At 55.7% G+C, this 25,748-nt stretch carries 32 protein-coding genes; 16 read left to right on the top strand and 16 right to left on the bottom strand.

The annotated features are described in order from the left end of the window. Positions 1-48: 48 nt before the first annotated feature. Positions 49-1,332 (bottom strand): adenylosuccinate synthase, encoded by a 1,284-nt coding sequence (locus CJ260_RS02360; RefSeq protein WP_087478433.1) that lies wholly within the window; start codon positions 1,330-1,332, stop codon positions 49-51. Between the two features lie 238 nt (positions 1,333-1,570). On the opposite strand from CJ260_RS02360, the gene CJ260_RS02355 reads away from it, so the two are divergent. The 7 genes from CJ260_RS02355 (at position 1,571) to CJ260_RS02325 (ending at position 7,863) form a co-directional block, all read left to right on the top strand. After that, on the top strand, positions 1,571-2,935 hold the full coding sequence (locus CJ260_RS02355; RefSeq protein ID WP_087478432.1) for a PhoH family protein: 1,365 nt from the start codon (positions 1,571-1,573) through the stop codon (positions 2,933-2,935). A gap of 69 nt (positions 2,936-3,004) precedes the next feature. After that, positions 3,005-3,670, top strand: coding sequence for an HD domain-containing protein (locus tag CJ260_RS02350; RefSeq protein WP_095629025.1), 666 nt, complete (start codon positions 3,005-3,007; stop codon positions 3,668-3,670). Positions 3,671-3,888: 218 nt separating this feature from the next. After that, positions 3,889-4,995: an NADH:flavin oxidoreductase gene (locus CJ260_RS02345; RefSeq protein ID WP_095629024.1), complete on the top strand. Its 1,107-nt coding sequence runs from the start codon at positions 3,889-3,891 to the stop codon at positions 4,993-4,995. A gap of 80 nt (positions 4,996-5,075) precedes the next feature. Beyond that, positions 5,076-5,831, top strand: a complete 756-nt coding sequence (locus CJ260_RS02340) for a hypothetical protein (protein ID WP_095629023.1) — start codon at positions 5,076-5,078, stop codon at positions 5,829-5,831. After that, positions 5,788-6,183, top strand: a complete 396-nt coding sequence (locus tag CJ260_RS02335; RefSeq protein WP_095629022.1) for a GerW family sporulation protein — start codon at positions 5,788-5,790, stop codon at positions 6,181-6,183. The genes CJ260_RS02340 and CJ260_RS02335 overlap by 44 nt, the downstream gene beginning before the upstream one ends. A 117-nt stretch (positions 6,184-6,300) precedes the next feature. Then, positions 6,301-6,732 (top strand): OmpH family outer membrane protein, encoded by a 432-nt coding sequence (locus tag CJ260_RS02330; protein ID WP_087478427.1) that lies wholly within the window; start codon positions 6,301-6,303, stop codon positions 6,730-6,732. 198 nt (positions 6,733-6,930) lie between these two features. Next, positions 6,931-7,863 carry an AEC family transporter gene (locus CJ260_RS02325; RefSeq protein WP_095629021.1) on the top strand — a complete coding sequence of 311 codons (933 nt, stop codon included), beginning with the start codon at positions 6,931-6,933 and terminating at the stop codon, positions 7,861-7,863. Positions 7,864-8,076: 213 nt separating this feature from the next. Here the strand turns inward: CJ260_RS02325 and CJ260_RS02320 are convergent, their stop codons facing one another. The 3 genes from CJ260_RS02320 to CJ260_RS02310 form a co-directional block, all read right to left on the bottom strand. Then, the gene (locus tag CJ260_RS02320; RefSeq protein WP_087478425.1) at positions 8,077-8,424 is read right to left on the bottom strand and encodes a thioredoxin family protein; all 348 of its coding nucleotides are present in this window, start codon (positions 8,422-8,424) and stop codon (positions 8,077-8,079) included. A 2-nt stretch (positions 8,425-8,426) separates the two neighbouring features. Then, on the bottom strand, positions 8,427-9,440 hold the full coding sequence (locus tag CJ260_RS02315; protein WP_095629020.1) for a permease: 1,014 nt from the start codon (positions 9,438-9,440) through the stop codon (positions 8,427-8,429). 90 nt (positions 9,441-9,530) lie between these two features. Further along, complete coding sequence (locus CJ260_RS02310) at positions 9,531-9,845, bottom strand: helix-turn-helix transcriptional regulator (protein ID WP_087478423.1); 315 nt, start codon at positions 9,843-9,845, stop codon at positions 9,531-9,533. A gap of 293 nt (positions 9,846-10,138) precedes the next feature. Here CJ260_RS02310 and CJ260_RS02305 point away from each other — a divergent pair, with 293 nt between their 5' ends. From CJ260_RS02305 to CJ260_RS02280, 6 genes are all read left to right on the top strand, one after another. Next, on the top strand, positions 10,139-11,476 hold the full coding sequence (locus CJ260_RS02305) for an acetyl-CoA hydrolase/transferase family protein (protein WP_095629019.1): 1,338 nt from the start codon (positions 10,139-10,141) through the stop codon (positions 11,474-11,476). A 399-nt stretch (positions 11,477-11,875) separates the two neighbouring features. Then, a complete protein-coding gene (locus CJ260_RS02300) occupies positions 11,876-12,670 on the top strand; it encodes an enoyl-CoA hydratase/isomerase family protein (protein ID WP_087478421.1) in 795 nt (264 codons plus the stop codon). 41 nt (positions 12,671-12,711) lie between these two features. Further along, positions 12,712-13,455: a 3-oxoacid CoA-transferase subunit A gene (locus CJ260_RS02295; RefSeq protein WP_087478420.1), complete on the top strand. Its 744-nt coding sequence runs from the start codon at positions 12,712-12,714 to the stop codon at positions 13,453-13,455. Further along, the gene (locus CJ260_RS02290) at positions 13,455-14,114 is read left to right on the top strand and encodes a 3-oxoacid CoA-transferase subunit B (RefSeq protein ID WP_087478419.1); all 660 of its coding nucleotides are present in this window, start codon (positions 13,455-13,457) and stop codon (positions 14,112-14,114) included. Before CJ260_RS02295 ends, CJ260_RS02290 begins: the two co-directional genes overlap by 1 nt. Positions 14,115-14,331: 217 nt before the next feature. Then, positions 14,332-14,637: a metal-sensing transcriptional repressor gene (locus tag CJ260_RS02285; RefSeq protein WP_095629119.1), complete on the top strand. Its 306-nt coding sequence runs from the start codon at positions 14,332-14,334 to the stop codon at positions 14,635-14,637. Between the two features lie 12 nt (positions 14,638-14,649). Then, positions 14,650-17,238: a heavy metal translocating P-type ATPase gene (locus tag CJ260_RS02280; protein ID WP_095629018.1), complete on the top strand. Its 2,589-nt coding sequence runs from the start codon at positions 14,650-14,652 to the stop codon at positions 17,236-17,238. A 289-nt stretch (positions 17,239-17,527) separates the two neighbouring features. Here CJ260_RS02280 and CJ260_RS02275 read toward each other — a convergent pair whose 3' ends face one another. Genes CJ260_RS02275 through CJ260_RS02255 form a run of 5 tightly spaced genes read right to left on the bottom strand, consistent with a single transcriptional unit; the run spans position 17,528 to position 20,412 of the window. Continuing rightward, positions 17,528-17,755, bottom strand: coding sequence for an N-acetyltransferase (locus CJ260_RS02275; RefSeq protein WP_095629017.1), 228 nt, complete (start codon positions 17,753-17,755; stop codon positions 17,528-17,530). Between the two features lie 2 nt (positions 17,756-17,757). Continuing rightward, the gene (locus tag CJ260_RS02270) at positions 17,758-18,051 is read right to left on the bottom strand and encodes a hypothetical protein (protein ID WP_095629016.1); all 294 of its coding nucleotides are present in this window, start codon (positions 18,049-18,051) and stop codon (positions 17,758-17,760) included. Positions 18,052-18,104: 53 nt separating this feature from the next. Next, complete coding sequence (locus CJ260_RS02265; RefSeq protein ID WP_095629015.1) at positions 18,105-19,226, bottom strand: cell wall metabolism sensor histidine kinase WalK; 1,122 nt, start codon at positions 19,224-19,226, stop codon at positions 18,105-18,107. Continuing rightward, complete coding sequence (locus tag CJ260_RS02260; protein WP_095629014.1) at positions 19,223-19,921, bottom strand: response regulator transcription factor; 699 nt, start codon at positions 19,919-19,921, stop codon at positions 19,223-19,225. The genes CJ260_RS02265 and CJ260_RS02260 overlap by 4 nt, the downstream gene beginning before the upstream one ends. Positions 19,922-19,980: 59 nt before the next feature. Next, positions 19,981-20,412, bottom strand: coding sequence for a MerR family transcriptional regulator (locus CJ260_RS02255; RefSeq protein WP_087478413.1), 432 nt, complete (start codon positions 20,410-20,412; stop codon positions 19,981-19,983). A 164-nt stretch (positions 20,413-20,576) separates the two neighbouring features. Between CJ260_RS02255 and CJ260_RS02250 the strand changes: the two genes are divergently transcribed. The 3 genes from CJ260_RS02250 to CJ260_RS02240 all read left to right on the top strand — a co-directional run bounded on the left by CJ260_RS02250 (position 20,577) and on the right by CJ260_RS02240 (position 22,284). Continuing rightward, on the top strand, positions 20,577-20,819 hold the full coding sequence (locus CJ260_RS02250; protein WP_143747668.1) for a hypothetical protein: 243 nt from the start codon (positions 20,577-20,579) through the stop codon (positions 20,817-20,819). A gap of 96 nt (positions 20,820-20,915) precedes the next feature. Further along, positions 20,916-21,632: an AraC family transcriptional regulator gene (locus tag CJ260_RS02245; protein ID WP_198947372.1), complete on the top strand. Its 717-nt coding sequence runs from the start codon at positions 20,916-20,918 to the stop codon at positions 21,630-21,632. 229 nt (positions 21,633-21,861) lie between these two features. Next, positions 21,862-22,284 (top strand): DUF2000 domain-containing protein, encoded by a 423-nt coding sequence (locus tag CJ260_RS02240; RefSeq protein ID WP_095629012.1) that lies wholly within the window; start codon positions 21,862-21,864, stop codon positions 22,282-22,284. Between the two features lie 131 nt (positions 22,285-22,415). Here the strand turns inward: CJ260_RS02240 and CJ260_RS02235 are convergent, their stop codons facing one another. The 7 genes from CJ260_RS02235 to panC form a co-directional block, all read right to left on the bottom strand. Next, on the bottom strand, positions 22,416-22,790 hold the full coding sequence (locus tag CJ260_RS02235; RefSeq protein ID WP_095629011.1) for a helix-turn-helix domain-containing protein: 375 nt from the start codon (positions 22,788-22,790) through the stop codon (positions 22,416-22,418). Positions 22,791-22,846: 56 nt separating this feature from the next. Next, a complete protein-coding gene (locus CJ260_RS02230) occupies positions 22,847-23,056 on the bottom strand; it encodes a 4Fe-4S dicluster domain-containing protein (protein ID WP_198947371.1) in 210 nt (69 codons plus the stop codon). A gap of 77 nt (positions 23,057-23,133) precedes the next feature. After that, positions 23,134-23,532: a pyridoxamine 5'-phosphate oxidase family protein gene (locus CJ260_RS02225; protein ID WP_233127864.1), complete on the bottom strand. Its 399-nt coding sequence runs from the start codon at positions 23,530-23,532 to the stop codon at positions 23,134-23,136. 166 nt (positions 23,533-23,698) lie between these two features. Next, positions 23,699-23,953: a hypothetical protein gene (locus CJ260_RS02220; RefSeq protein WP_095629009.1), complete on the bottom strand. Its 255-nt coding sequence runs from the start codon at positions 23,951-23,953 to the stop codon at positions 23,699-23,701. Positions 23,954-24,167: 214 nt separating this feature from the next. After that, on the bottom strand, positions 24,168-24,344 hold the full coding sequence (locus CJ260_RS12785) for a hypothetical protein (RefSeq protein WP_158221356.1): 177 nt from the start codon (positions 24,342-24,344) through the stop codon (positions 24,168-24,170). A gap of 165 nt (positions 24,345-24,509) precedes the next feature. Next, positions 24,510-24,893 (bottom strand): aspartate 1-decarboxylase, encoded by a 384-nt coding sequence (gene panD / locus CJ260_RS02215; protein WP_095629008.1) that lies wholly within the window; start codon positions 24,891-24,893, stop codon positions 24,510-24,512. Beyond that, on the bottom strand, positions 24,890-25,747 hold the full coding sequence (gene panC, locus CJ260_RS02210) for a pantoate--beta-alanine ligase (protein WP_095629007.1): 858 nt from the start codon (positions 25,745-25,747) through the stop codon (positions 24,890-24,892). Before panC ends, panD begins: the two co-directional genes overlap by 4 nt. Position 25,748: the final 1 nt, after the last annotated feature.

Here is a 25,748-nt window from a genome sequence, read left to right as displayed (position 1 = left end):
GGCTCTTTTCCTCATGTTGTATTGTTATGGTGAAAATCCAAAAATCTCTTAGAAGATGTCGTGCAAGATGATGGTCTGGCTGCGGTTCGGGCCGACGGAGACGATGCCCAGGGGGACTTCCGTCAGTTCGCTGATGCGTTCCACGTACTTGCGGGCCGCTTCAGGCAGTTCTTCATAGGTCTTGCAGTCCGAAATGTGGCATTTCCAGCCGGGCATTTCTTCGTATACCGGTTCGACCTGTTCCAATACGTCAAGGCTGGCCGGGTATTCTTTGAGCAGCTCGCCCTGGTATTTGTAGCCCGTGCAGATCTTGATCGTGTCGAGGTCGTCGAGGATATCCAGACGGGTGATAGCCAGGTAGTCGAGGCTGTTCAGCATAGCCGCGTATTTGACGACAGCCGTGTCGAGCCAGCCGCAGCGGCGGGGACGGCCCGTAACGGTGCCGAATTCATGGCCCGTGTTGCGGAGGTATTCGCCGATTTCGTTGTTCTGTTCCGCCGGGAAGGGGCCTGCGCCGACGCGGGTCGTGTAGGCTTTGACGACGCCGACGATGTTTTCCATGCGGCGGGGGCCGACGCCGGAGCCGGTGCAGGCGCCGCCGGCCGTCGGGTTGGAGCTGGTGACGAAGGGATACGTGCCGTGGTCGAGGTCGAGCATGGCCGCCTGGGCGCCTTCAAAGAGGACCTTCTTGCCTTCCTTGACGTACAGGTTGGCCGAGTAGTTCGTATCCTTGACGTACTGGCGGATCTGGTCGGCGTAGCCCAAATATTCCTTGAGCATCGTATCGTAATCGAAGCCTTCGCAGCCGTAGTATTTCTCAAATAAGCGGTTCTTCAATTCCAAGTTGACGCGCAGCTTTTCGGCGAAGACCTTTTCGTCCATCAAGTCGCCGATGCGGATGCCGACGCGGTTTACTTTATCTGCATAGCAGGGACCGATGCCGTTTTTCGTCGTGCCGATCTTGGCGTCGCCCTTGAGCTTTTCGTCTTCTTCATCGATGCGGATATGGTAAGGCATGATGACGTGGGCCCGCGTGGAGATTTCCAGCTTGCTGATCTGCACGCCCTTGGACGTCATGCCTTCGATTTCTTCCAGGAGGACGGCCGGATTGACGACGACGCCGCTGCCGATGATGCAGGTCTTATCGGCAAACAAGATGCCCGACGGCAAAAGACGGAGCGCAAAGGATTTATCGTCGACGACGACCGTATGGCCTGCGTTGTTGCCGCCTTGGGAACGGATGACAACGTCCGCTTTCTGCGCCAAATAATCTACGATTTTACCTTTACCTTCATCACCCCACTGGGTGCCTATTACCATTGCTGTAGCCATATATTCAACATCCCTTCACTAACTTTCAAATTAACAAACACTTATATTATACACGAAAACGGGCTGAATTCCTATTCTCTTGCGAAAAATATATACAAAAGGCCGGGAGAATTTGGCATGGCTTCCATTTTTTGCATAGTTTTTACAGTATTGCGGTAGAAAACCCCGAAAATACCTTGCTATGATAGGGTATACATGGAAAAAATTGCAGTAAAACAGAATAAAGGCAGGGATTTTCATGGCAAAAACATACGTAATCGACACGAACGTACTCATCCAGGCGCCGTACGCCCTTCAATGCTTTGAAGAGAACCGCCTCGTCCTTCCGCTGGTCGTCCTGGAAGAGCTGGACGGCCTGAAAAAGGCCGACGGCGAGCGGGGAGCCAACGCCCGGCGGGCTATCCGCTTTTTGGAAAAGCTGCGCCTCCAGGGCGACCTGCTGGGCGGCGTGGCCTTGCCCACAGGAGGGACGCTGCGCGTCGAGGCCAACTGCTCCGATGTCGAGCTGCCGGCGGCCTTGCCCGACGACAAGGCGGACAACCGCATCCTCAAGGTCTGCCAAGGCCTGAAGGAAGAAGGGCCTATCCTCGTCACCAAGGATCTCGTCCTGCGCCTGAAGGCCCAGATCCTCGGCATCGAAGCCGAAGATTTCAGCACCGAGCAGGTCATCCCCGAGGAGGACCAGTACACGGGCCGCCTCCAGTGCTACGTGCCCGAAGACAAGTTCAAGGATTTCAAAAAGAAGGGCGTCCCGACGAAGGACGTCTACCTGTCCGACGCCGAAGGGAACACGAGCCGCCCGGACCTGACGGAAAACCAGTTCGTCATCTTAAAGGCCGACCAGTCCCTGCGCAAAACCCACCTGGGCCGGGTCAAGGGCAAAAAGATCGTCCCCCTGGAATACAAAAAGAGCCAGCCCTACGGCGTCAAGCCCCGCAATTCGGGCCAGTATTTCCTCCAGGAAGCCCTCATGAAGCCGGCCGACGAAGCGCCCCTGGTCATCGTCAAGGGCCAGGCCGGCACGGCCAAGACCTTCTACGCCCTGGCTGTCGGACTGGAGAAAATCGTCAACCGCCCGACCGGCGAGTACCGGCGCATCCTCGTCTGCCGTCCCAACGCCCAGTTCGACTCGGACATCGGCTTTCTGCCCGGCGACGAGCAGGAAAAAATATCACCCCTCATGCGGCCCATCATCGACAACCTGGAGCAGCTCATCGACGCCAGCGAGGAAGAGCGCTATGAAAACGAATTGGAGCTGAAGGACAAAATCGACGAGCTCTTCGACCGCCACGTCATCCAGACAGAGGCCCTCAATTTCATCCGCGGCCGCTCCTTCGTCAAGACCTACCTCATCATCGACGAGGCCCAGAACATGACGCCCAACCAGGCCAAGAGCATCATCACCCGGGCCGGCAAGGGGACGAAAATCATCCTGCTGGGCGACCCGAACCAGATCGACAAGCCCTTTTTGGACGAGCGGACCAACGGCCTGAGCTACGCCTCGGAAAAGATGAAGGGCAGCCCCCTGTGCTTTCAGATCACCATGACGGCCGACGAATGCGAGCGCTCCGAACTGGCCTTAGACGCCGTTCAGCGCCTGTAAATATAAGGAAAGGATAAGGGAAGGCGCGCCGCACAGGCGGAGCCAAGGCCTTCCCTGCACAGCACGACTATGAAAAAATTTACCTATGAAAACGTAATGAACGCCAAAGAACTGAACATCTACCTCGAACAGGGCAACGAAGTGCTCGGCGTCCTGGGCTACACGGAGCATTCGCGCCGCCACGCCGCCAAGGTCGCCGTCACGGCCGGCAAAATCCTGAAAAAGCTCGGCTACGACGAGCACACCGTCGAGCTGGCCCGCATCGCAGGCTACATGCACGACCTGGGCAACTGCATCAACCGCGTCGACCACGCCCACACGGGAGCCCTCATGGCCTTCCAGTTCCTCCGCCATTGGGGCGCGCCGCCTGAGGACATCGCCGTCATCATCACGGCCATCGGCCAGCACGACGAGGGCAGCGGCACGGCCGTAGACCCCGTGTCGGCGGCCCTGATCCTGGCCGACAAGACCGACGTGCGCCGCAACCGCGTCCGCAATCAGGTCCGGGAAACCTTCGACAAGCACGACCAGGTAAACTACGCCGCCCTGTCGTCGAAGCTGAAAATCGACGCCGCCAAAAAGGTCGTCACCCTGGAAATCGAGCTGGACGAGACGATCTGCTCCATGATGGATTACTTCGAAATCTTCCTCCAGCGCATGCTCATGTGCAAGCGCGCCGCCGAACGGCTGGGCCTGCGCTTTAAGATGACGGCCAACGGCAACAAGATCTGCTGACCTGACCATACGCCGCCTCCGACCCTCTATGCCGGAGGCTTTTTCACGCCTTTATCCCATCCAATCCCCTCCAAGGTAGTCACATCGCCTCAATTCATCATGACAATTCGCAATACATATTATTCACACATAGAAAAAGATTAGATTTTTGCGGAGATTTAGTTTATAATGATGAATAAAACTTAAAACCTTTTTTGATTACCAAGGAGAGATTGCCCATGTTATTTGATAGATGCCGTATCGGCGGTATTGACGCGGCGTGTCCCATCGTCCGCTCGGCTACCTTTGAAGGGATGGCCGACGCCAAGGGATACCCTACGGATAAATTAGCTCAGATGTACGAACGCCTCGCCGACGGCGGCGTCGGCGTCATGATTACGGGAATGATGGCCGTCAGCACGCTGGAACCGCGGCAGCACCGCCAAATCCGCATCGACGACGACAGCTGCGTCGCCCCGCTGGCGGACATGGTACGGCGCGTCCACGGCCGCGGCGGCAAGATCGTCGCCCAGATCGTCGTCATGGGCTCGTCCATCATGATGCCCGAAGGGGAAGGGCGCATCATCGTCAGCCCCAGCGGCGTCACAGAGAAATTAGGCAAAATCGAACAGGAATCCCACGCCCTGACGACGGACGAAATCGCCCGCCTCACGGAAGACGCCGGCCGCGCCGCCCTGCGGGCCAAGGAAGCCGGCTTCGACGGCGTGCAGTTCCACAGCGCCCACGGCTATTTGGCCAGCAAGTTCTTATCGCCCTATTTCAACCGCCGCGAAGACGAATACGGCGGCAGCCTGGAAAACCGGGCCCGCTTCCTCTTGGAATGCATCGCCTCGACCCGCAAACACGTCGGCCCGGAATACCCCGTATGGGTAAAGATCAACAGCGAAGACTTCATGAAAGAGGGGGGCATGACCTTCGACGAAAGCCTGCAGGTCATGGAATGGCTGGCCGACGCCAAGGTCAGCGCCATCGAAGTGAGCGGCGGCAACATGTCGTCCCTGCCGCGCAAGGGCCCCATCCGGGCTATCCGCCGCACGAAGGAGCCCATGTATTTCGTCCCTTACGCTGAAAAGGCTGCGGCGAAATTAAAGGGCCGGACCGATGTCGGCGTCATCGGCGGCTTCCGCCAGGTCGGCGAAATCGAAAGCTGCCTGGCAAATACGGACATCGCCTTCGTCTCCCTGTCCCGGCCCCTCCTGCGCCAGCCCGACCTGCCCAAGCTGTGGCGGGAAGGCAGCACGGAGCCTTCGACGTGCATTTCCTGCTCCCGCTGCTTCGGCGCCGAAGACGTGGACTGCATTTTCAATAAACAAGAAAAGGCCTGACCGATAAAAGGATTTTGCCCCCTTAGCCTCGAATACTATGTACAGGCGGGAATTTCCGCCTGAAAGGGAGGGCAGCGCGTATGGGCATCGTCGTCATAACGGCAGCCGCCGTATTATGCGCGGCGGCCGTGCTGTTCATACCCTTTACCTATCATGTCAGTATCCGCACGGGCCGGCCGTTCCGCCTCTGCGTCCGGGCCGGCTGGTTCGGACGGGCCCTGGCCGGCACCTGGGATTATACCTGGGGTCAGCGGCCCGTTTCGTCGGTATACATAGGCTGGAAGCGGCAGGCCGGACCGCCGCCGGACCTATCGGAAGATCCATCGGAAAAAGGGGCTGACCAGGCCGCCGAGGCCGTCCGGCAGCAGGCGGAGACGGACAGCGCCGTCACCTATGAATCGCTGAAACAGGAAGACGACAGCGGCGCGACGAAGACAAAAGACTTTCATTGGAAGCCCCTGGTCTTCAACAGGGACTTCGCCGCAGCCTTCTTCTGCTGGCTGGGACGCATCCTGCATCATTCGCGGGTCCGCTCGCTGGACATCCGCGGCGTCATCGGCCTGGGACAGCCTCACGAAACGGGCCTTCTGGCCGGCGCGCTGTACGCCGTCGTCCCAGACGCTATCGGCGGCCTGCGCTTCGACTACCTGGAAGAACGGTACGACAGCACGATACGCGGCAGCGGGACCCTGTATCCGGCGGCGCTGCTGTGGTATTCGGCGCTCTTTATAGCGTCCCGTCCCGTTCGCCGTCTCATCGCCGGCTGGCATGCATCGAAAAGGGGAGAGCATCATGGACAACACGATAAAAAACAATCTGGAAACGATCTTCAATAATTTCAGGGAAATGATCAAGGTAGAAACCGTCGTAGGACAGGCCGTCCAAATCGGCGGCGCGACGATCATTCCCTTCGTCGACGTCACCTTCGGCTTCGGCTCCGGCTCAACAGACGGTCAGGGCAGCCGCGCCGGCGGAGGCGGAGGCGCGAAGCTGGAACCGGCGGCCGTATTGGTCATCAAGGGCGACAGGGTGGAAATGTTTTCCATCAAAAAGGACGGCTATCAGGCCTCGGCCTTTGAAAAGCTCATCGCCATGGCTCCGGAAATCATCGACAAGATGAAAAAGGATAAATATATTTACATCAAAGACGAAGACGAGGAAGCACCGGCAGCAGACAAAGAAAAGTAATTTCCAAGGTTACAAAATTGTCTCAGTTTTACGGGGCCCGTTGTAGTTTTTCAATGAGTCTGATATAATAAAAAAACGAATAAAGTTAAATCTATTCAACGCAGGAGGATTGTTAGAATGAAATTGAAAAAGCAGATAGCTTCTCTCGCAGTAATCGGTATGATGAGCGTAGTAGCCGCTACGTCCGCCTTTGCAGCCGGCGTCGGTTACGTCAACTTCGATACCTTGATTTCTTCTCATAAAGATTATCCGAAAGTCAGCGCTCAGATGCAGGAAGCCATCAAAAAAGCCGACGCAGAATTTACGAAAAAAGCTGCCAACATGAAGACGGACCAGGAAAAACGCGATCTGGCAAGACAGCTGAACCAGAACATCGCCGAATTGGAAAATAAACTGGTCGTTCCCATGGAAAAAGACGTCGTACAGGCCGTCGACCAGGTCCGCAAGAACAAGGGCTTAGACGCCATCGTCGTTCAGGGCTCCATCATCGCCGGCTTCGAAAATGCAACGGACGAAACGCAGGAAGTCGTCAATATCCTGAAAAAATAAGGAAACCTACTCCAGTAAAAATACTCCCGCTCAGGGAGTATTTTTTTATCTATGCCCCATAGGCCCCGGCAAATCCAGCAAAATCCCTGCCGATTGCCGGGCAGGCGGATACCCTCGCCTCGGTATAGATACTTTGCAGCCGACGTATTATACTAATTTATATTCAGCCTGTATTCTGTATAAAAAGGTAGGTATACTATGGATTTATTCTATATCATTTCGAACCAGCTGTTCCAATTCCTCGTCATGATGGTCTGCGGATACATTGCCGCCCGCCGGGGGATTCTGGCCCAGCCCTCGCTGGACGTATTGTCCAAGGTCATTATCGGCATTCTGCTGCCCATCCTCATTTTTGCCAACGCCATGAACGGTACGACGCGGCAGGTTCTGTTCGACTGCTACGCCATGATCCTCCTATCTGCCGGCATATACGGCGGCCTGATCATCGTGCAGGCCGTGATGGCCCGGCTGCTGGGCCGCAGGGGAAACCTGGGCCGCATATACCAGGCCACGATGATTTACGGCAACGTAGGCTTTCTCGGCATCCCCTTATTGTCGGCAGCCTTCCCCGAACGGGGCGGCCTGTACATCGCCTTGTTCAGCATTATCGACCAGCTCGTCTTGTGGACCTACGGCATGTACCTCACGACGCCGGGCGAAAAAAAGGCCGCCTTTTCGCTGAAAAAATTTTTTAATCCGGCCTTATGCGCCATCGTCTTGGCTATCATCCTGATCCTGGCCGGCATAGGCCTTCCCAACGTGCTGGAAACATCCCTGCTGACAGTCGGGCGGGCAGCGACGCCCTTGTCGCTCCTGTATCTGGGCGGCCTCATCTACTATACGGACTGGAGCGTCGGAGCCAAGACGAAGGACCTGTACGCAGGCATTGCGACGAAAATGCTGCTCTTTCCCGTCGCCTTCTTCCTCGTCGCCCGCAGCCTGTGCGGCGATCTGGAAATGGTCCAGGCGGCGACGCTCATCGCGGCCCTGCCGACGATGGCCGCCGTGGCCATGTTCGCCCAGTCCAACCGCAATCACGGCGACTACGCCCTGAGCATGGTCCTCCTAACGACGGTAGCCTGCCTGGGAACGATGACCATCGTGTCCTACTTGATGTTCAACGTATTGTAATAGGCCCTTCCTTTAGACGAAATACAGATTTATGTACGGCTTCGTGTCATCCGCGCACGCTGACAGCTAAAAACGCTTTACTGACAAGATAAGAAGGTAAAAAACAGCAAACCGGCAGGGATTGACTCCCTGCTGGTTTGCATATGGGGAAACTATACTTTATAGAGATAAAAGGCAGCCTGCCAGAAATCCATGACACGCTGCCTTTAAATGTTATTCCGATTTTTTTCGGGCCGCCGCAATAAGCCCTTTGGCTTCTTCTGTTTTTAATACCTTCCCATACGATACGACGACGTTGTCTACGACGAGGGCAGGAGTAGTCATGACGCCGTAGGCGGCAATTTGTGAAAAATCCGTCACGTCGTCGATTGCCGCCTCCAGGTGCAGTTCTTCCAAAGCGGCGCGGACAGATTTTTCCAGTGCATGGCACTTAGCGCAGCCCGAGCCTAATATTTTGATTCGGACAGATCCGCCGGTGCCTTGCCCTCCGATTTTCGGCAAGCAGCTGGCTTCGCTACCGTCGTTTTTTGAGGTTTCTTTTTTCTTGTTAAATAAATTCATACTTACCACACTCCTTTTATCAACATATATTGAAATGCGTTAAATACGCAGCCGACGAGGATAATACCGGCTGCGCAAACGCCGATAAACAGGGCCAACAGCGCCGGCTTAACGGCCTTGCGGAGCATAATGAGTGAAGGCAGGGATAAGGTCGTAACGGCCATCATGAAGGACAGGACCGTTCCAAGCTGCGCGCCTTTGGCAAATAAGGCCTCCGCTACAGGGGTGGTCCCGAAAATATCGGCATACATAGGAATGCCCACAATCGTTGCCGCAAGAACGCCAAAGGGGTTGTCCCTGCCAAGAGCTGTTTCTATCCAGCTTTCAGGAATCCAGTTGTGAATGACTGCGCCGATGCCGACGCCTGCCAGAATATACGGAAAGACCTTTTTGAACGTGTCCAGCGTTTGCTCCTTTGCGTACGTCAGACGTTCTCGCCTTGTCGGAACCGGCTCATCTATATCGGCGCTGTCCGCTGCGCGGACAAAAGGTTCTACATGTTTTTCCATACCCAGCTGTCCGATAATAGCGCCGCCGGTGACGGCAATGACAAGACCGAGGGCCACATAGATAATGGCTACCTGGGCGCCGAAAATACTCATGAGCAGCACCAAGCTTCCTAAATCGACCATGGGAGAGGAAATTAAAAAGGAAAATGTGACGCCCAGCGGCAGTCCTGCCCTTGTAAAGCCGATAAACAAGGGAATCGACGAGCAGGAGCAAAAGGGAGTGACGGTTCCCAGCAGGGCCGAAAGGATATGGGCTGAAAATCCATGAAAACGACTTAAAATGCGTTTGCTCCGTTCTGGCGGAAAGTAGCTTTGAACGTACGAAATCATAAAAATCAACAGGCAAAGCAACAGCGTGATTTTCAATGCGTCATATACAAAAAAATGGATACTGCCTCCTATACGTCCGTTCAGGTCCAGGCCGAGCGACGATAGCCCCGTCCCGACCAGGTGCTCAAGCCATTTCATGCCGAGCAGCTGATATTGAATAAATTCCCAGATATGCATGTCAACCGCTTCCTTTCTATTTCCATAATACATCAATATTTTTTGATGTGTTGGGTTAAAAGAAACGCCGTCCAGAGTCCGATGTCTTTTCTATCTGCACGGAGGAACGGGCGTTTCTTGTTCAATAGTAGGCGTCGTGAGCTTTTTCAGTAATTGCACGGCCCGGTCTCTGCCGGAAGAGCTCAACCGGTAGTGCGTCCATTTTCCTTCCTGCCGGCTGACTACGATGCCGGAATCGCAAAGGATCTTCATATGGTACGATAAGCCCGACTGGGTCAAATCCAACGGCTCCTGCAGCACGCAGGCGCATTTTTCGCCGCCCCGCAGCTGCTCCAGAATAGCCAGGCGCTTAGGATCACATAGTGCCTTAAAGACTTTCGCTTGTTCTTGGTATTCCGTTTTCATAGCGTTACCTCACATCAAATTATTTTGATGTGATTAGTATAGGCTTTATGCCGCAGCTTGTCAATACCATCGATAGTCCTTGCCCGTATCGGTTCAGCCGCACAAGGGATTTTCGCCCTCAGCTCTCACGCCGTGCTGTCAGCTTCCCATAGGAGGTTTCACGGGCAGGACGGTATTTCAGCTCCGCAGAAGGCTCTTTTGCCATGACTTTTTATGTTAATTCGTATATAATAAACACATACATACCGACGTGAACTGTTTTCCTAAAAATTGGCTATATACGAGGTGATACTATGGACGTATACCGCGAGTATCAGGCCAAGCTCCGCAGTCCGGAGCAGGCCGTGCAGATTGTCAAAGACGGCGACTGGGTAGATTACAGCCATTGCTGCTCCTTCCCGGCGGCCCTGGACAAGGCCCTGGCAGGGCGGCGGGACGAATTGAAGAACGTAAATGTACGGGGCAGCGTGACCTGCCGGCCCGTGCAGGTGTTGGAGCAGGACCCGGACAACGGGACGTTTACGTACAATGTCTGGCATTGTTCGGCCATCGACAGGAAGTACCTGGACCAGGGACGAGCCTATCATCAGCCCATGCTGTTCCGCAACTGCGGCTCCTACTACGAACGGGGATTCGCCCCCGTCGACGTGGCCATGATTACCGTAGCGCCTATGGACCGGCAGGGGAATTTTTCTTTCGGCCTGACGAACTGCTGCCAGCAGGAGGTCCTCGACGCGGCGGACCACATCATTCTGGAAGTCAATCGGGACATGCCCGTCGTGTACGGCGTAGCCAATGACCATATCCATATTTCCGACGTGGACTGGGTCGTCGAAAGCGACGAGCCGATCAGCGCCATGCCAGGGCGGCCGGCCAGTGAAATGGACAAGAAGATAGCCGCCCAGATTTTTCCCTATCTCCACGACGGCATGACCCTGCAGCTGGGCATTGGCGGCATGCCCAACGCCTTAGGCGAGCTCATCGCCGAGTCGGATTTAAAAGACCTGGGTATGCACGCCGAAATCATGAGCGACGGTTATTTGAAGCTTTACCAGTCGGGGAAGATCACCAATAAGAAGAAGCCCCTCCAGCGGGGAAAGGGCGTGTTTTCCGTCTGCCTGGGCTCGAAGGAGCTGTACGAGTTCCTCCATTACAATCAAGGCATCCTGTCGGCGCCCATGTACTACGTCAACGCCGCCGAGACCATCCGCCAGCTCGACGACTTCATTTCCATCAACAGCTGCATCGCCGTCGACTTGTACGGCCAGGTCTGCGCCGAATCGGTCGGGACGCGGCAGATCAGCGGCACCGGCGGCCAGCTGGACTTCGTGACGGGCACCTACATGGCCTCCCACGGCAAGGCCTTCCTGGCCATGCCCTCCATGTACTTCGACGCCTACGGCGTCGGCCGCTCCAATATCCTGCCGAAATTTACGGACGGCGACATCATCACGACGCCGCGGACCCAGACGCCTTACGTGGCGACGGAATACGGCGCCGTCAACCTGTCGGGCCTGGCGACGTGGCAGCGGGCCGAGGCCCTCATCAGCATCGCCCACCCCGATTTCCGCGACGCCCTGATCAAGGCCGCGGAAAAGCAGCGCATCTGGCGGCGAAGCAACAAGCGATAGGCCGCGCAATTTCATATACTCCATGTACAAAGCCCTGCACGGACGAGACGGTGCAGGGCTTTCTTGCAGTTTTGATATCGTACAGTTCGGGTACCGCCTCTATTTGCATGGCAAATCCATGAAATATAGAACTAATGTCCATTCTAAAACGACTTATTATTGACAATTTAGCATAATCCATATATTATTTACTTATAAGAACCCGAACGTGTACATGGAAATTGAATATAGAGAAACCAGCAGGGACGCCGGCAAAAGACGGCGAAGATAAGGTTTACCGCGCCGTCATCCGAAAAACAGCGCGCCCTTCATATAAACGGTTAGTTTTTATATATCCCCGACTAAAGGCTGCCCAAGGCAGTTTTGGTGATAGAGAAGACCTGTAAAGGAGGAACTGGTATGGAATTGCAGAAGTTGATTTACACGGTAGAAGACGGCATCGCCGTCGTTACGATGAATTACATGAAGAACCTCAACGCCATTGACGAGCAGATGGCCGACGAGCTCATGTACGTCGTCGACAAGGCGGAACACGACCCGGACGTGCGCGTCCTGGTCATTAAAGGGGCGGAAAAGGCCTTCTCCGCCGGCGGCGACATCGGCTATTTCTACAAACTCATCCAGGCCGGCGGCGAAGTCAACATGGACGGCCTGATCAGCAAGGTCGGCAGCGTCGCCGACGGCTTGAAGAAGATGAGCAAGATCGTCATCACCTCGGTCAGCGGCGCGGCGGCCGGAGCCGGCGTGAGCCTGGCCATCGGCGGCGACTTCATGATCTGCGCCGACAACGCGAAATTCATCCTGGCCTTCGTCAACCTGGGCCTCGTCCCCGACACGGGCGCGACGTATCTCCTGACCCGCCTCATCGGCCCGAACCGCACGATGGAACTGGCCGCTACGGGCCGCCCCGTCGGCGCGGAAGAAGCCAAAGCCCTGGGCCTGGCCTATAAGGTCACGACGGTGGAAGAGCTGGACAGCGTGACCATGGCCTTTGCCAAGAAGATCGCCGCAGGGCCGCTCCTGTCGTACAAGAACATCAAAAAGCAGATATACGACGCCATGTATGTCGACTACAAGAAGTGGCTTGACGAAACGGAAGTGCCGACGCAGCGTGAATGCTCGGCGTCCATGGACTTCCAGGAAGGCTGCAAGGCCTTTATGGAAAAACGCAAAGCCATATTCCAAGGGAAATAAGCGTATAGACGCAGTGTTATAGGAGGAAAGGAGGTCATTTTGTGTTTGCAAACAAAGTAGTGACCAAAGAAGAAGCGCTGAGCAAGATTCACGACGGCCAGACGATTATGTTCGGCGACTGGCACGGCGAATTCGCCGCCGATGAAATCATCGACGGCATGCTGGAAAAGGGCGTTACGGACATCCACGCCATCGCCGTTTCAGCCGGCATGCCCGACCAAGGCGTCGGCAAGCTGATCGTAGCCAAACGGGTCAAGAGCATTATTACGACCCATATCGGCCTGAATCCCGTAGCGAAGGACCAGATGCTGGCCGGCGAGCTGGACGTCGAATTCAGCCCCCAGGGCACCTGGGCCGAACGCATCCGCTGCGGCGGCGCAGGCCTCGGCGGCTGCCTGACCCCGACGGGCCTCGGCACGGAAGTGGCTGAAGGCAAGCAGGTATTGACCATCAACGGCAAGGACTATCTCCTGGAGCTGCCCCTGCGGGCTGACGTCGCCCTGGTCAAGGCGACGAAGGCCGACAAGGCCGGCAACATTTCCTTCCGCCTGAACTCGCGGGCGACGAACAGCACCATCGCCTTGGCGGCGGATTTCGTCATCGCCGAAGTCGAAGAGCTGGTTGAAGTCGGCGAATTGGGCCCTGAAGAAATCGACGTGCCGGCACCCATCGTCGACATGGTATACGTGCGGACCGGCGAAAAACGGCCGATGTGCCCCATGTGGCAGCGGGCGAAGGCCAAGGCCGAAGCAAAGGCTAAGGCTGCGGAAGGAGGCGGAAAATAATGGCGGCATTAACTGGACGGGCGCTCATCGCATCGCGGTGCGCTAAATTCTTCAAAAACGGCGACTTTGTCAATCTGGGCATCGGCGTTCCTCTCTTGTGCGTCAACTATCTGCCTGAAGGCGTCAACCTCTGGCTGGAAGCGGAAATCGGCACCGTCGGCAGCGGCGCGACGCCGCCCTGGGACAGCGTCGACATCGACGTCATCGACGCAGGCGGCCAGCCGGCCTCCATCATCACCGGCGGCAGCGTATACGACCATGAAATGTCCTTCGCCTTCATCCGCGGCGGACACATCGACGCTACCGTACTGGGCACCCTGCAGGTCGACCAGGAAGGCAACCTGGCCAACTGGACTATCCCGGGCAAGCTCGTCCCCGGCATGGGCGGCGCCATGGATCTGTGCGCTGGCGTCAAGAAGATCATCGTAGCGACGGACCACTGCGAAAAGAGCGGCAAATCGAAGATCCTGAAAAAATGCACCCTGCCCCTGACGGGCGCGAAATGCGTCACCGACATCGTCACCGAGCGGTGCTACTTTGAAGTCACGCCGGAAGGCTTAGTCCTGCGGGAACTGGCCGCAGGCTACACCGTAGACGACATCAAGGCCTGCACCGAAGCGGATTTCATCGTCCCCGACGAAATCGGCGTCATGGAATAAAAGTATATAACGTATAAAACGACAAAACGGTATGGGACGGCAGCGCTTATAGCAGCTGTCGTCCCATACCGTTTTTTATTTCTCAGCTCCTTCCGTACGTCCGTCCAATCTCTCTTCGGCATCTTGACATATACCCTTACTGGGTATATTATGTTTATATACCGGTATAGGGTATATCATCTCTGCACCTATGTCAGGAGGGATACATATGGATTCTATGAACGATACGAGCTGCTGCGGAGGCGTGAAGCTGAAGCACCGCGACGAGAAGGAATATAAACGACTGATTTCCCGGTTAAACCGGATTGAAGGGCAGGTACGGGGCATCAAGCGCATGGTGGAGACGGACCGCTATTGCATCGATATCCTGATGCAGGTCACGGCCATCCAGTCGGCCCTGAATTCCTTCAACAAGGAGCTCCTCGGCCAGCACATCAAGAGCTGTGTCGTCCACGATATCCGCGAGGGGAAGGACGACGTCGTCGATGAGCTCGTCTGTACCCTGCAAAAATTGATGAAGTAAGGGAGTGATTGCATGAAGCATGAAACATATCAGGTAACGGGCATGTCCTGCTCGGCCTGCTCGTCCCGCGTCGAAAAAGCCGTCTCCAAGCTGGAGGGCATAGAAAAGGCCAGCGTCAATTTGCTGACCAACAGCATGCAGGTCGATTATGACGAAACGATCCTTACGGGCCAGGCGATTATAGACGCCGTCGTCGACGCCGGATACGGCGCGTCCCTGGCCGGCGGGCAAGCAGGAACAAAGGGCGCTTCGCCGCAGGTAAGTCCGGCCAATACGGCCGAGCAGGAAGTCAGGCAGATGAAGCGGCGCCTCCTGTGGTCCATCGTCTTTCTCATTCCTACAGTCTACATCGCCATGCACCACATGCTGGCCGCTCATCTGGGCATTCCCGTCCCGTCAGCTATATCAGCAGTATTCGACGGCCCGGAAAATGCCATTTCCTTCGCCTTCGCACAGTTCCTGCTCATCCTGCCGATCATGTATTTGAACCGCAAGTACTACATCAACGGCTTTTCCAACCTGCTTCGCGGCGCGCCCAACATGGACAGCCTCGTCGGCATGGGCTCCATGGCCTCGGCGGCCTTCGGGGCCTTCGCCATCTTCCGCATGGGCTGGGGCATGGGCCACGGCGACTGGGCCTTGGTACAGACCTATAGCGCCAACCTGTACTTCGAGTCGGCCGGCATGATCGTCACCCTCATCACCGTAGGCAAGTATCTGGAAACGAGGGCCAAGGGCAAGACCAGCGCGGCCATTGAAAAGCTCATGAAGTTAGCGCCTAAGGAGGCGACGGTCCTGCGCGGCGGCGTCGAAACGGTCATTCTCGTCGAAGACTTAGCCGTAGGCGATGAAATCGTCGTCCGCCCGGGCGAGCGCATTCCTGCCGACGGCATCGTGTCTCAGGGCACGACGAGCATTGACGAATCGGCCATTACGGGCGAAAGCATTCCCGTCGAAAAACAGGTCGGCGACAAGGTCACGTCGGCGACGATCAATACGTCGGGCTATATTCACGTCACAGCCCAGCGGGTCGGCGACGATACGACGATCAGCCAGATTATCCGCCTCGTCGACGAAGCCAGCGCCAGCAAAGCGCCTATTGCAAAAATCGCCGACGCCGTCGCCGGTATCTTCGTCCCGGCTGTCATCACATTGGCCGTCGCCGCTACGGCCCTATGGTATTTCGCCATGGGAGCCGATTTGGAATTCGCCTTTTCCATCGGCATTTCCATCTTGGTCATTTCCTGCCCCTGCGCCTTAGGGCTGGCAACGCCTGTCGCCATCATGGTCGGCACGGGGAAGGGTGCGGAAAACGGCATCCTCATCAAGTCCGGCGAAGCCCTGGAACGGGCCCACGCCGTCGATACCGTCGTCATGGACAAGACCGGCACCATTACGGAAGGGAAGCCCCGCGTCACCGATATACAGGCCCTGACCTGCAGCGAAACAGAGCTCCTCGCCCTGGCTGCCGGCATGGAGCAGGGGAGCGAGCATCCCCTGGCCGAAGCCATCGTAGCCTGCGGAAAAGAAAGGGGCGTCGCGCCGAAGGCCGTATCTGATTTCCGGGCCGTCTTCGGAAAGGGCGTCATGGCCTCCGCCGATGGGAAAACCTATTACGCCGGCAACGCCGCCCTCATGGCAGAGCAGGGCATCGCCATCGGCAGCTATACGGACCGTCTCGACGCCTTAGCCGATCAGGGCAAGACGCCCCTCATCTTCGCCGACGCCAGCGGCGTCATCGGCATCATCGCCGTCGCCGACGTAGAAAAAGCCACCAGCGCCGAAGCCATTTCCCGCTTTGCCGCTATGGGCATCGATGTGGTCATGCTGACTGGCGACAACGCCCGCACGGCCGAAGCCATCCGCAAGCGCTTGGGCATTCCCAAGGTCATCGCCGGCGTCCTGCCTCAGGATAAGGAACGGCACATCGCCGAGCTGCAGGCCCAGGGGCGCACCGTCGCTATGATCGGCGACGGCGTCAACGACGCGCCGGCCCTGGCTAAAGCCGACGTAGGCATCGCCATCGGCGCCGGGACCGACGTCGCCATCGAAAGCGCCGACGCCGTCCTCATGCGCAGCGACCTCCTCGACGCCGTCAGCGCCGTCCGCCTCAGCAAGGCCGTCATCAAAAACATCAAAGAAAACCTGTTCTGGGCCTTCTTCTACAACGTCATCGCCATTCCGTTGGCAGCCGGCCTGTTTTACCCGGCCTACGGCCTCAAGCTGAACCCCATGATCGGGGCGGCGGCCATGAGCCTGAGCAGCGTCTGCGTCGTCCTAAACGCTCTGCGCCTGCGCTTCTTTAAGCCCAACCATTCGGCTGGAACTGTTTCACGTGAAACACCACGGGAAACTCCCAATACATCCATATCTGAACAAAAGGAAGGAGAACCTGCTATGAAAACAACATTACACATTGAAGGCATGATGTGCCAGCACTGCCAGAAACACGTTCACGACGCCTTAGCCGCTATGGACGGCGTAACGGACGTAACCGTCGACCTGGAAGGCAAGACGGCCAACGTCACGGCGACGAAGGACATTACGACGGACGAATTCGCCAAAGTCATTACCGACGCCGGATACGAACTGGTAAAATAAGAGGCTCCCAACAAAACGGGACTGCCGATGAAGGATTAGCTTTCTTCATCGGCAGTCCCGTTTTTATGTCTCAACTCCAATGCCGTACATATCGACAAGCCCGCAAACGCCCAATATACGGCAGATTTCCGCAGGCAGAAGATAGGCTGTTATCGTCTTTTAAATCATATAACACAACACAGGGACATACGTTTCACGTGAAACAGTATGTCCCTGTGTTAATATATCAATAGATTTTTTATGATAAAGGCCAGACGGCCCGACGCTCCCGGAAGAGAAGGGGAGGCCTTTACAGAATATATTCAAACAAATCGAATTCGGTCCATCCCGTATCTTCATAAAACATGCGGGCCGTCCGGCAGTAAGCAAATCCAACCTTTCGATAGGCCCGCTCTGCCGGAACATTTCCCTTCAGCACATCGAGGCGAATCGTCTTCATCCCCGTTTCCCGTCCCAGCCGGATGGCATATTGCGTCATCACCTTGGCTATGCCCCGGCCGGCAAAGGACGGGCGCACGCCTAAGGCGTGGACGACGAGAAGCTCGTCGTCCGACGCGTCGACAGACCACGGCGCGCGTCATAGCTTTCGTTGTATTCGTGGTTGACGACCATCGCCGCCGCAAGATGTCCTTTGATTTCGCCGACGTAGAGCTCGCCCTTATCCAGTGACGCCCGCAGAAAGTCCTGCGACGGGTACACGTCCCGTTCCCATCCCGGCTTAAATTCGGCGTCCTTCATTTCGTCGATCACAGCGTAATAAAAATCCCGTACTGCCGCAAATTCCGCCGTACTGGCTCTGCGAATCTGTAGCATAAAACTTCCTCCTGCCGTATTGTCATAGCCTATTGTTCCCGCATGCCGCCGTTTCAGCCCAAAGGGAGATACATGTAAAAGGTCGTGCCCTTGCCGACTTCGCTTTCTACTTCAAGCAGGCCGCCGTGGCTGACGACGAACTGCTTCGCCAGAGCCAGCCCGATGCCGCTGCCGCCGCTCTTGCGGCTCCGCGATTTTTCGCCGCGGTAGAAATATTGGAAAATATGGGGCAGGTCTTCAGGAGAAATGCCGTTTCCCGTATCAGCAATAGAGACGAGGACGTACTCTTTTCCTTCCTTGACGGCCCGCTCCGTGGCGACGGCAATCATATCGCCCCGGTTGATATAGCGAATGGCGTTGTTCAAAATATTGTAGACGACCTGGTTGATCCGGTCCACGTCGATGGAGATCTTCGGCAACTCAGGGCACAGCTGCAGCCGGACGGTCAATTCTTTTTCGTCGCACAGGGGCTGGAGCATGCTGACGGCTCGTTCCAGCAGTATGTTTATATCGGCCCGTTCCTTGTGGAGGACGAGCTTGTCGATTTCCGCCAGGGACAAATCGTTTAAATCCTGCACCAATCGTCCCAGCCGCAGGACTTCGTCTTCCATGGATAAAAACATCTTTTTATTAGCCGGTATGACGTCGTCGATCATGCCTTCCAAGTTTCCCTGGATAATCGCCAAGGGCGTCCGCAGCTCGTGGGCTACGCTGGCAAAGAGGTGGCGGCGCATGGTTTCGTTTTGCTCCAGCTCCGTCGACATGTCGTTGAAGGTCTTGGCCAGGATGCCCACTTCGTCCATCCGTTCAACAGGCACGGTCTGCCCGAATTTCCCTTCCTGCACGGAGCGCACGGCCTCAGTCAGGGAGAGGAGGGGACGGACGAGCTTCTGCACGACGATGTAGCTGACGCCAACGCTGATGACCGTCATGCCCAGTCCGACCCACAGGAGGGAGCGGTGGATGGACTCGACGTACTGCAGCTCCGCCGCGCCGCGCATCATGTGATGCCCCATGCCCATTCCCATGCCGCGGCGGGGAGCCATCTGCAGGTATTGGGTAAAATGCGTATCCATCTGGCTGTTTACCAAAAAGAGGATGACGGCAATCGTCACGGTCAGCAGGATGAAGACCATTGCCGTCAGGCGGAATACTAAGCTATCTGTCCGTTTCATAGGCCGCCTCCGGAAAACTTATAGCCGATGCCGTACACGGTCAGAATATACGTCGGCTTAGCCGGCTCCGGCTCTAGTTTTTTGCGCAGGTTGCGGACGTGCGTATCAATGGTCCGCTCATAGCCTTCAAAGCCGTAGCCGCCCTGGGCCTTTTCCATGATCTGCATGCGGCTGAACACCCGGTCCGGCGAAGAGGCCAGGGCGTCGAGGATATTGAACTCCGTCGGCGTCAGCACGATGGGCTCGCCGCTGCGGAACACGGTAAACTTTTCCCTGTCAATGAGCAAATCCCTGACAGCGTAGCGGGACGAGGTCTGGATGACTTCGCCCCGAGCCCGGCGCAGCAGGCTGTGGACGCGGGCTATGAGCTCCTTGACGTTGAAGGGCTTCGTCACGTAATCGTCGGCGCCGATATTCAGCCCGACGAGGCGGTCCAACTCGTCGTCCTTAGCCGTCAAGAAGATGATGGGGACGTCACTGAACTGGCGGACGCGGCGGCACACTTCAAAGCCGTCCATGACGGGAAGCATCAAATCCAGCACCATAATCTGCGGCTCATGACGCCGTACCATCGAGACGGCCGTCATGCCGTCATTGGCAATATAGACCAGACATTGCTCCTGCTCGAAGTAGGAGCGCAGCAGGGCGCACAATTTCTCGTCGTCGTCGACGATGAGGATAGAGTAGGGAACCATAGGATACACCTCCGTAATGTGTCTATGCAGTCAACTATGTTTCACGTGAAACAACGATACTATTTTCCGCCGCCGTGGAGAAATTCGTCGGCGTAGGGCAGGGTGTCCTTGCCCATCATGTGCTTTTCCGTCCCGGCCTCGACGGCCCGGCGATAGTAGTCGCACTTGTGATTGATGACTTCCAGCGATTTCTGCAGCTCGGCGATCTGCTGCTCTACAGCTTCCTTGCGGCGGACAAATAAGTCGTACCGCTCCTTCAAAGAGCTGTCGCCTTCCTGCACCCATTGGGAAAACTGCTTCATTTCGCTGATAGACATGCCCGTCGCCTTCAGGCACTGCAGCACCTGCAGCATAGCCAAATCTACATCGGAAAAGGCCCGATAGCCCGACTCGCGCCGTTCCAAAAAGGGGAGCAGCCCTTCCTTATCGTAGTAGCGCAGCGTCGTCGCCGGGATATGGGTCATCTTCGCCACCTGCTGAATCGTATACATAGGAAAACCTCCTTAGAGAAGCCTGAGTAAAAATTTCTCAAAATTTTCGAAACGTAAGATTGACTTTAAAGCTAACTTTAATGATATAGTAAAGCTGACCAAACGTCAAGATATTCCGTCGATGTATATACCATAAAGGAGAGTGCATACTAATGAAATCTCGTATGATGAAAGGAGCCGTCCTCGCCGGGCCCCGTCAGATCGTCGTCAAAGAAGTCGCCGTACCGGAAATTCATCCCGGCGAAATCGAAATCGCCGTGTCGGCCTGCGGCGTCGTCACCGATCCCGGCGACAGCTCGTTTGAAAGACATCGCAAAAAGCTCTCTGCCCGCAGTAATGCATCTGCGGACAGAGAGCTTTGTATCATTATAGAGAAAATGTTTCACGTGAAACACATTGGCGTATAGGCAAAGAGAAGAGCCTCGAAATTCTCTTCGTTGAAGATATATTACAAGCCGCCGGCAAGGCCAAGTGATACAATAAGCCATGAGGGGGAATCACCTATGAGGAAAGAAATTAAGACCCTGGTCTACGACGAGGAGCTCCGCCTGGAAGCCTATCGCTTTGAAGGAATGGCCAAAGCCTTTCCCAATCATTTCCACGACTATTACGTCATCGGATTGATAGAAAAAGGGGAGCGCCGCTTATGGTACAGACATCAGGAATACACAATCGGCACAGGCCAGATCCTGCTGTTCAATCCCGGCGACACTCACGCCTGCGTTCAGGCCGACGGCTGTGCCTTAGACTATCGGGGATTGAACATCCCAAAGGAAGTCATGCTGGATTTGGCCGAAGAAATCACGGGAAACAGGACACTGCCGGGATTTTCGCCGGCCGTACTTTGCGACGAAGAAGTGTCCTGCTATTTGCGGCCCCTCCATGACCTCGTCATGAACGGGTCCCTGGAATTTGGAAAAGAAGAAAGCCTCCTCCTGATGCTGTCCCTGCTTATGCAGCGATACGGACAACCCTTTGAAGAATGTATTCCCGAATGCCGGGAAGAAATCGAGCAGGCCTGCGCGTTTATGGAGGAACACACTGCCGAACGCATTTCCCTAGACCAGATATGCCGTCAGGCTGGCTTGAGCAAATCCACCTTACTGCGGGCCTTCACCAAATCAAAGGGCGTCACGCCGTACTGCTATTTGGAAAGCCTCCGCATTGGCAGGGCAAAAAAATTGCTGGAACAAGGCATGTCTCCCATGGAAGCGCCCTGAAGACAGGCTTTTCCGACCAAAGCCATTTCACCAATTACTTTGCCCGCTTCATCGGCGTAACACCCGGCGCATATCGGGATATTTTCCTAAAGAGCAGCGGAACAGGAGGGGAGGGGCAGGCTTCCCCATAGGAGGGTCTTTTCAGCTGGCAAGGCTGCGTTTCAATGGCTGCCGGGACTTACAGCCGTGCCGATTCCCCCAAAAAGTATGCGAAATGAGGTGGAACGCAATGAACGTACACGATGAAAAATGCGTCATGATACTCGACGAACGATTGCCCTTGGGGATTATGGCGAATACAGCGGCGATTCTGGGGATTACCCTGGGAAAGGCCATGCCGGAAATCGTCGGCGCCGACGTGGCAGACAAAACAGGACACGAACATTTAGGCATCATTGAATTTCCCGTCCCCATCTTGAAGGGCAATGGCGAAAGCATAAAAGCCATCCGCGAAAGGCTGTATGGGTCGGAGTTTTCCGACGTGACAGTCGTCGACTTTTCCGATTTGGCCCAAGGCTGCAAGACCTATGACGAATTCGCAGGAAAGATGAAGGCCGCAGCGGAAGCAGATCTGAACTACTTCGGAATCGCCATGTGCGGGGCAAAAAAGAAAATAAACAAATTGACGGGACAGATGCCCCTGCTGCGCTAGACCGGCCCATAGGCAGGAGCTCATCTCTTCATTACACAGCAAAAAGCTCTCCATCTGCATCGCCTTCGTTGCAGACGGAGAGCTTTATCTCGTCGTGGAGAAAGTTTTGATGTTTCACGTGAAACACTGACTTACTTATACACGCACCGCTGGCAGGGCGTCAGGTTATAATCGCATTCTTCCTGATAGTATTTGTCGGCCCAGCGGCAGATGTTCTGCAAGATAGGCACGACGGACCGGCCCTTACGGGTCAGGGAATATTCGACTCGGGGAGGAATCTCGTCGTAGGATTTGCGGAGTACCATCTCGTCGGCAATGAGTTCCTTCAGCGTCGACGCCAGCACGGCGTCGGTAATATTTCCCATTTCGCTGCGCAGCTGGCTGTACCGCAGGGTCCCCAAGGCGGCCAGCACGCAGATAATCCGCGATTTCCATTTGCCGGCGAAGATATCCAATCCGTATTCCAGAGGGCAGCGGATATCGGGCTCCAATTTTTTCTGATACATAGGCAGGCCTCCTTTTTTCCTTTATTGTATCATAGCCCTTCTGGTATTTTAAGTACCTATGGAATGTATGAGCCTGCCGTCTCCTGCAGCTGCGGCGCGCCTTTATGACACAGGCCCGCGCATATGCCGCAGCCGAGGCAAAGAGCTTCCTGCACGACGCAGCGCCAGCCCGGCGTCATGATGATAGCCCCGGCCGGACAGGCTTCGAGGCACGCGCCGCAGCCGACGCAGGCCGCCTCGTCGATATGGGCTGTATACGTCACCATGAGCATATCCTCCTAAACAAAAGGAGCGAGCCCGAAAACAAGACACTCATGTTCAGGCTCGCTGCCAGCCCTCCTTCTTATAATACCTTCTTATTGTCTGCGCCGGGAGTCGTCACGATGACCTGTTCCGGCGTAATGACCAGGGCGCCTTTAGCCGTCGCCGCCCCGCGGAAGGTCTTTTCTACCAGGCCTTCAAACATATCGACGACAGGCCCTTCCGTCACGTATTCAGCCGTGCCTTTGACCTGATAGCCTTCGTAGGTCTTGGCGTCGTATGCCGAAATGGCGACTTTCCCGTTGGCCTTGACGTTGTTCATCGTCGTTTCCATAAACACGTCGCCGACGACTAATTTGCCATCTTCTGTTACGTTCTTAAAGGCTACGGGCACGACGTTCGGATTGCCGTCATCAGAGCAGGTAGCTACGTCCCACATGTAAGCTTTCAATATTTTTACTACGTTTTCGTTCATCATCATCCATACCTCCTGTGTTGTCCTGTTCATTTCCTTACCTGTGCTCATTATAAAAAATTAACTCGCAGCGAACAATATATTAGCAAATTTATAAGTCACTCATAAATTTATGAGCGGCAGCAAAAACAAGCTCCCTCCAGCGGTATGATCGCCAAAGGGAGCTTGTTCGTTATTGCTGAGTCACTGTCTGGGCGTCGTTCTGATGGCAGTAGCCGCGGTGGTGGTGATGACCCCGGCCCTGGCCGCGTCCCCGGCCGTCGCCGTAGGGGCAGTCCTGATGATAGGGGCAGGTATACTGGCTCTGGCTCTGATTCGTCTGAGCCGTATCTGCCGTGCCGTCGGCGGCAAAGGCTGCCGTACAGCCGACTAAGGCGACAACTGCCAGGATATACCGGAATTTTTTAGCCATAACGATCGTTTTCATAACGTATACCTCCTATGCTGAAATCCATTGTATGATGTGTTCCTGATTACAAGTACAGTATATAAGAGGCCTGTGAACAAAGAATGGAGAAGTTATGAAGAAAGTATGAAGATTTTCATCATCCGAAAGGGCGGGCAAGAATAGACAAAAAAAGCTTTCTCTCCTCATCTGCAATGGATAAGGAGAGAAAGCTTTTTACGCTCCTGCGCCAGCGCTACCAGCCGCAGCCGTGATGATGACCGTGGCCGGAGCCGTCGTGGCAGTAAGAATAGGCGTCAGGGCTGACCTGAACGAAAGCAGCCTGTCCGTCGGCGGCAAAGGCCGCCGTACAGCCGGCGAAGGCCATGACGGCCAGGGCGACGCGCAGCTTTTTAGCCAAAAAGAGTTTCATAAGTACGCCTCCTTGTAATACGTGAGTTATGTAAAAGAAAGTATATCTGTTCTTCATTACATCTATAGTATACTGCCTGCCTGTGAAAAAGTCATGAAGAAATTGTCAAGAAAATGTGAAGACAGAAGAGGGAGGCGTTGTTTCACGTGAAACAATGGGCTTGTCCTAATGGGTCTGGCCGTGATGTTCTGCGCAGCGCACTTCGCGGACGGCATTCTGCCCGTCGACCATGACGACAGTCGGCACGTAGGACCGGGCTTCGTCCTCGGTCATAAAGGCGTAGGCCATGATGATGACCACGTCGCCGGGCTGGACGCAGCGGGCCGCCGCGCCGTTTAGGCAGATGACGCCGGAGTTCTTCGGCCCGGGAATGACGTACGTTTCCAGGCGGGCGCCGTTGTTGTTGTCGACGACCTGGACTCGTTCGTTCGGCAGGATATGGGCCGCTTCCATCAGGGCTTCGTCGATGGTAATGCTTCCCATGTATTGCAGGTTGGCTTCCGTAACGGTAGCGCAGTGGATTTTAGATTTCAGTAAATTCAGTATCATTTTGCGGCATCTCCTAAAATAATGTTGTCGATTAAGCGGGTCTTGCCGATGCGGACGGCGATGGCCAGCAGGCACGGTTCATTCACTGTTTCCACAGGCAGGAGGGCTGGGAAGGAAAACAGGTCTACGTAGTCGATGACGGCCATGGGCTCGCTCTGGATTTCTTTCGTGACGATGGCTTTCAAGGCTTCGGCATTCGTTTCGCCGCCGTTGTAAGCGGCTTTAGCCTTTCTCAGGCTGCGCGACAGGACCAGGGCCGCTTCCTTTTCCGCCGGCGAGAGGTAGGCGTTGCGGGAGCTGCGGGCCAGGCCGCTGTCTTCGCGGACGATGGGCACCATGTTGATGTGGACGGGAATATTCAAATCGTCGACGAAGCGGCGGACGACGACGACCTGCTGGGCGTCTTTCTGGCCGAAAAAGGCTTCGTCAGCCCGGGTAATATTCATGAGCTTCGTGACGACCGTCGCCACGCCGCGGAAGTGGATGGGACGCTGAGCACCGCACAGCTTATGAGTAATGTCGCCGTCTACGTTGACGTAAGTGCAGTACCCTTCAGGATACATTTCAGCCGGTTCGGGATGGAACACGGCGTCGACGCCGACGCTTTCCAGCTTGCGGCAGTCTTCTTCAAAGCGGCGCGGATAGGCGTCGAAATCTTCGTTCGGCCCGAACTGGGTCGGGTTGACGAAGACCGAGGCGACGACAACATCGCACTTTTCCTTCGCCGCCCGCATGAGCGTCAGGTGGCCTTCGTGCAAGGCTCCCATCGTCGGGACGAGGCCGATGCATTTTCCTTCTTTTTTTAAGGCAGCCGAAAAGGCCTGCATATCTGCTACAGTTGTAAAAATTTTCATG

The sequence above is a fragment of the Megasphaera sp. ASD88 genome, assembly GCF_002287425.1.
GTDB classification, from domain to species: domain Bacteria; phylum Bacillota; class Negativicutes; order Veillonellales; family Megasphaeraceae; genus Megasphaera; species Megasphaera stantonii.
The sequence above is the reverse complement of the archived record's forward strand: the minus strand, read 5'-3'. Positions and strand labels throughout refer to the sequence as shown.

Coding starts and splice junctions, on each gene's coding strand:
- CJ260_RS02240 (WP_095629012.1), top strand. CDS start 21,862: ATGAACGTACACGATGAAAAATGCGTCATGATACTCGACGAACGATTG.
- CJ260_RS02285 (WP_095629119.1), top strand. CDS start 14,332: ATGAACGATACGAGCTGCTGCGGAGGCGTGAAGCTGAAGCACCGCGAC.
- panC (WP_095629007.1), bottom strand. CDS start 25,747: ATGAAAATTTTTACAACTGTAGCAGATATGCAGGCCTTTTCGGCTGCC.
- CJ260_RS02235 (WP_095629011.1), bottom strand. CDS start 22,790: ATGTATCAGAAAAAATTGGAGCCCGATATCCGCTGCCCTCTGGAATAC.
- CJ260_RS02265 (WP_095629015.1), bottom strand. CDS start 19,226: ATGAAACGGACAGATAGCTTAGTATTCCGCCTGACGGCAATGGTCTTC.
- CJ260_RS02305 (WP_095629019.1), top strand. CDS start 10,139: ATGGACGTATACCGCGAGTATCAGGCCAAGCTCCGCAGTCCGGAGCAG.
- CJ260_RS02270 (WP_095629016.1), bottom strand. CDS start 18,051: ATGCTACAGATTCGCAGAGCCAGTACGGCGGAATTTGCGGCAGTACGG.
- CJ260_RS02255 (WP_087478413.1), bottom strand. CDS start 20,412: ATGTATACGATTCAGCAGGTGGCGAAGATGACCCATATCCCGGCGACG.
- CJ260_RS02315 (WP_095629020.1), bottom strand. CDS start 9,440: ATGCATATCTGGGAATTTATTCAATATCAGCTGCTCGGCATGAAATGG.
- CJ260_RS12785 (WP_158221356.1), bottom strand. CDS start 24,344: ATGAAACTCTTTTTGGCTAAAAAGCTGCGCGTCGCCCTGGCCGTCATG.
- CJ260_RS02355 (WP_087478432.1), top strand. CDS start 1,571: ATGGCAAAAACATACGTAATCGACACGAACGTACTCATCCAGGCGCCG.
- CJ260_RS02360 (WP_087478433.1), bottom strand. CDS start 1,332: ATGGCTACAGCAATGGTAATAGGCACCCAGTGGGGTGATGAAGGTAAA.
- CJ260_RS02225 (WP_233127864.1), bottom strand. CDS start 23,532: ATGATGATGAACGAAAACGTAGTAAAAATATTGAAAGCTTACATGTGG.
- CJ260_RS02330 (WP_087478427.1), top strand. CDS start 6,301: ATGAAATTGAAAAAGCAGATAGCTTCTCTCGCAGTAATCGGTATGATG.
- CJ260_RS02260 (WP_095629014.1), bottom strand. CDS start 19,921: ATGGTTCCCTACTCTATCCTCATCGTCGACGACGACGAGAAATTGTGC.
- CJ260_RS02310 (WP_087478423.1), bottom strand. CDS start 9,845: ATGAAAACGGAATACCAAGAACAAGCGAAAGTCTTTAAGGCACTATGT.
- CJ260_RS02250 (WP_143747668.1), top strand. CDS start 20,577: ATGATGAAAGGAGCCGTCCTCGCCGGGCCCCGTCAGATCGTCGTCAAA.
- CJ260_RS02340 (WP_095629023.1), top strand. CDS start 5,076: ATGGGCATCGTCGTCATAACGGCAGCCGCCGTATTATGCGCGGCGGCC.
- CJ260_RS02290 (WP_087478419.1), top strand. CDS start 13,455: ATGGCGGCATTAACTGGACGGGCGCTCATCGCATCGCGGTGCGCTAAA.
- CJ260_RS02220 (WP_095629009.1), bottom strand. CDS start 23,953: ATGAAAACGATCGTTATGGCTAAAAAATTCCGGTATATCCTGGCAGTT.
- CJ260_RS02335 (WP_095629022.1), top strand. CDS start 5,788: ATGGACAACACGATAAAAAACAATCTGGAAACGATCTTCAATAATTTC.
- CJ260_RS02345 (WP_095629024.1), top strand. CDS start 3,889: ATGTTATTTGATAGATGCCGTATCGGCGGTATTGACGCGGCGTGTCCC.
- CJ260_RS02350 (WP_095629025.1), top strand. CDS start 3,005: ATGAAAAAATTTACCTATGAAAACGTAATGAACGCCAAAGAACTGAAC.
- CJ260_RS02325 (WP_095629021.1), top strand. CDS start 6,931: ATGGATTTATTCTATATCATTTCGAACCAGCTGTTCCAATTCCTCGTC.
- CJ260_RS02280 (WP_095629018.1), top strand. CDS start 14,650: ATGAAGCATGAAACATATCAGGTAACGGGCATGTCCTGCTCGGCCTGC.
- panD (WP_095629008.1), bottom strand. CDS start 24,893: ATGATACTGAATTTACTGAAATCTAAAATCCACTGCGCTACCGTTACG.
- CJ260_RS02245 (WP_198947372.1), top strand. CDS start 20,916: ATGAGGAAAGAAATTAAGACCCTGGTCTACGACGAGGAGCTCCGCCTG.
- CJ260_RS02320 (WP_087478425.1), bottom strand. CDS start 8,424: ATGAATTTATTTAACAAGAAAAAAGAAACCTCAAAAAACGACGGTAGC.
- CJ260_RS02230 (WP_198947371.1), bottom strand. CDS start 23,056: ATGGTGACGTATACAGCCCATATCGACGAGGCGGCCTGCGTCGGCTGC.
- CJ260_RS02300 (WP_087478421.1), top strand. CDS start 11,876: ATGGAATTGCAGAAGTTGATTTACACGGTAGAAGACGGCATCGCCGTC.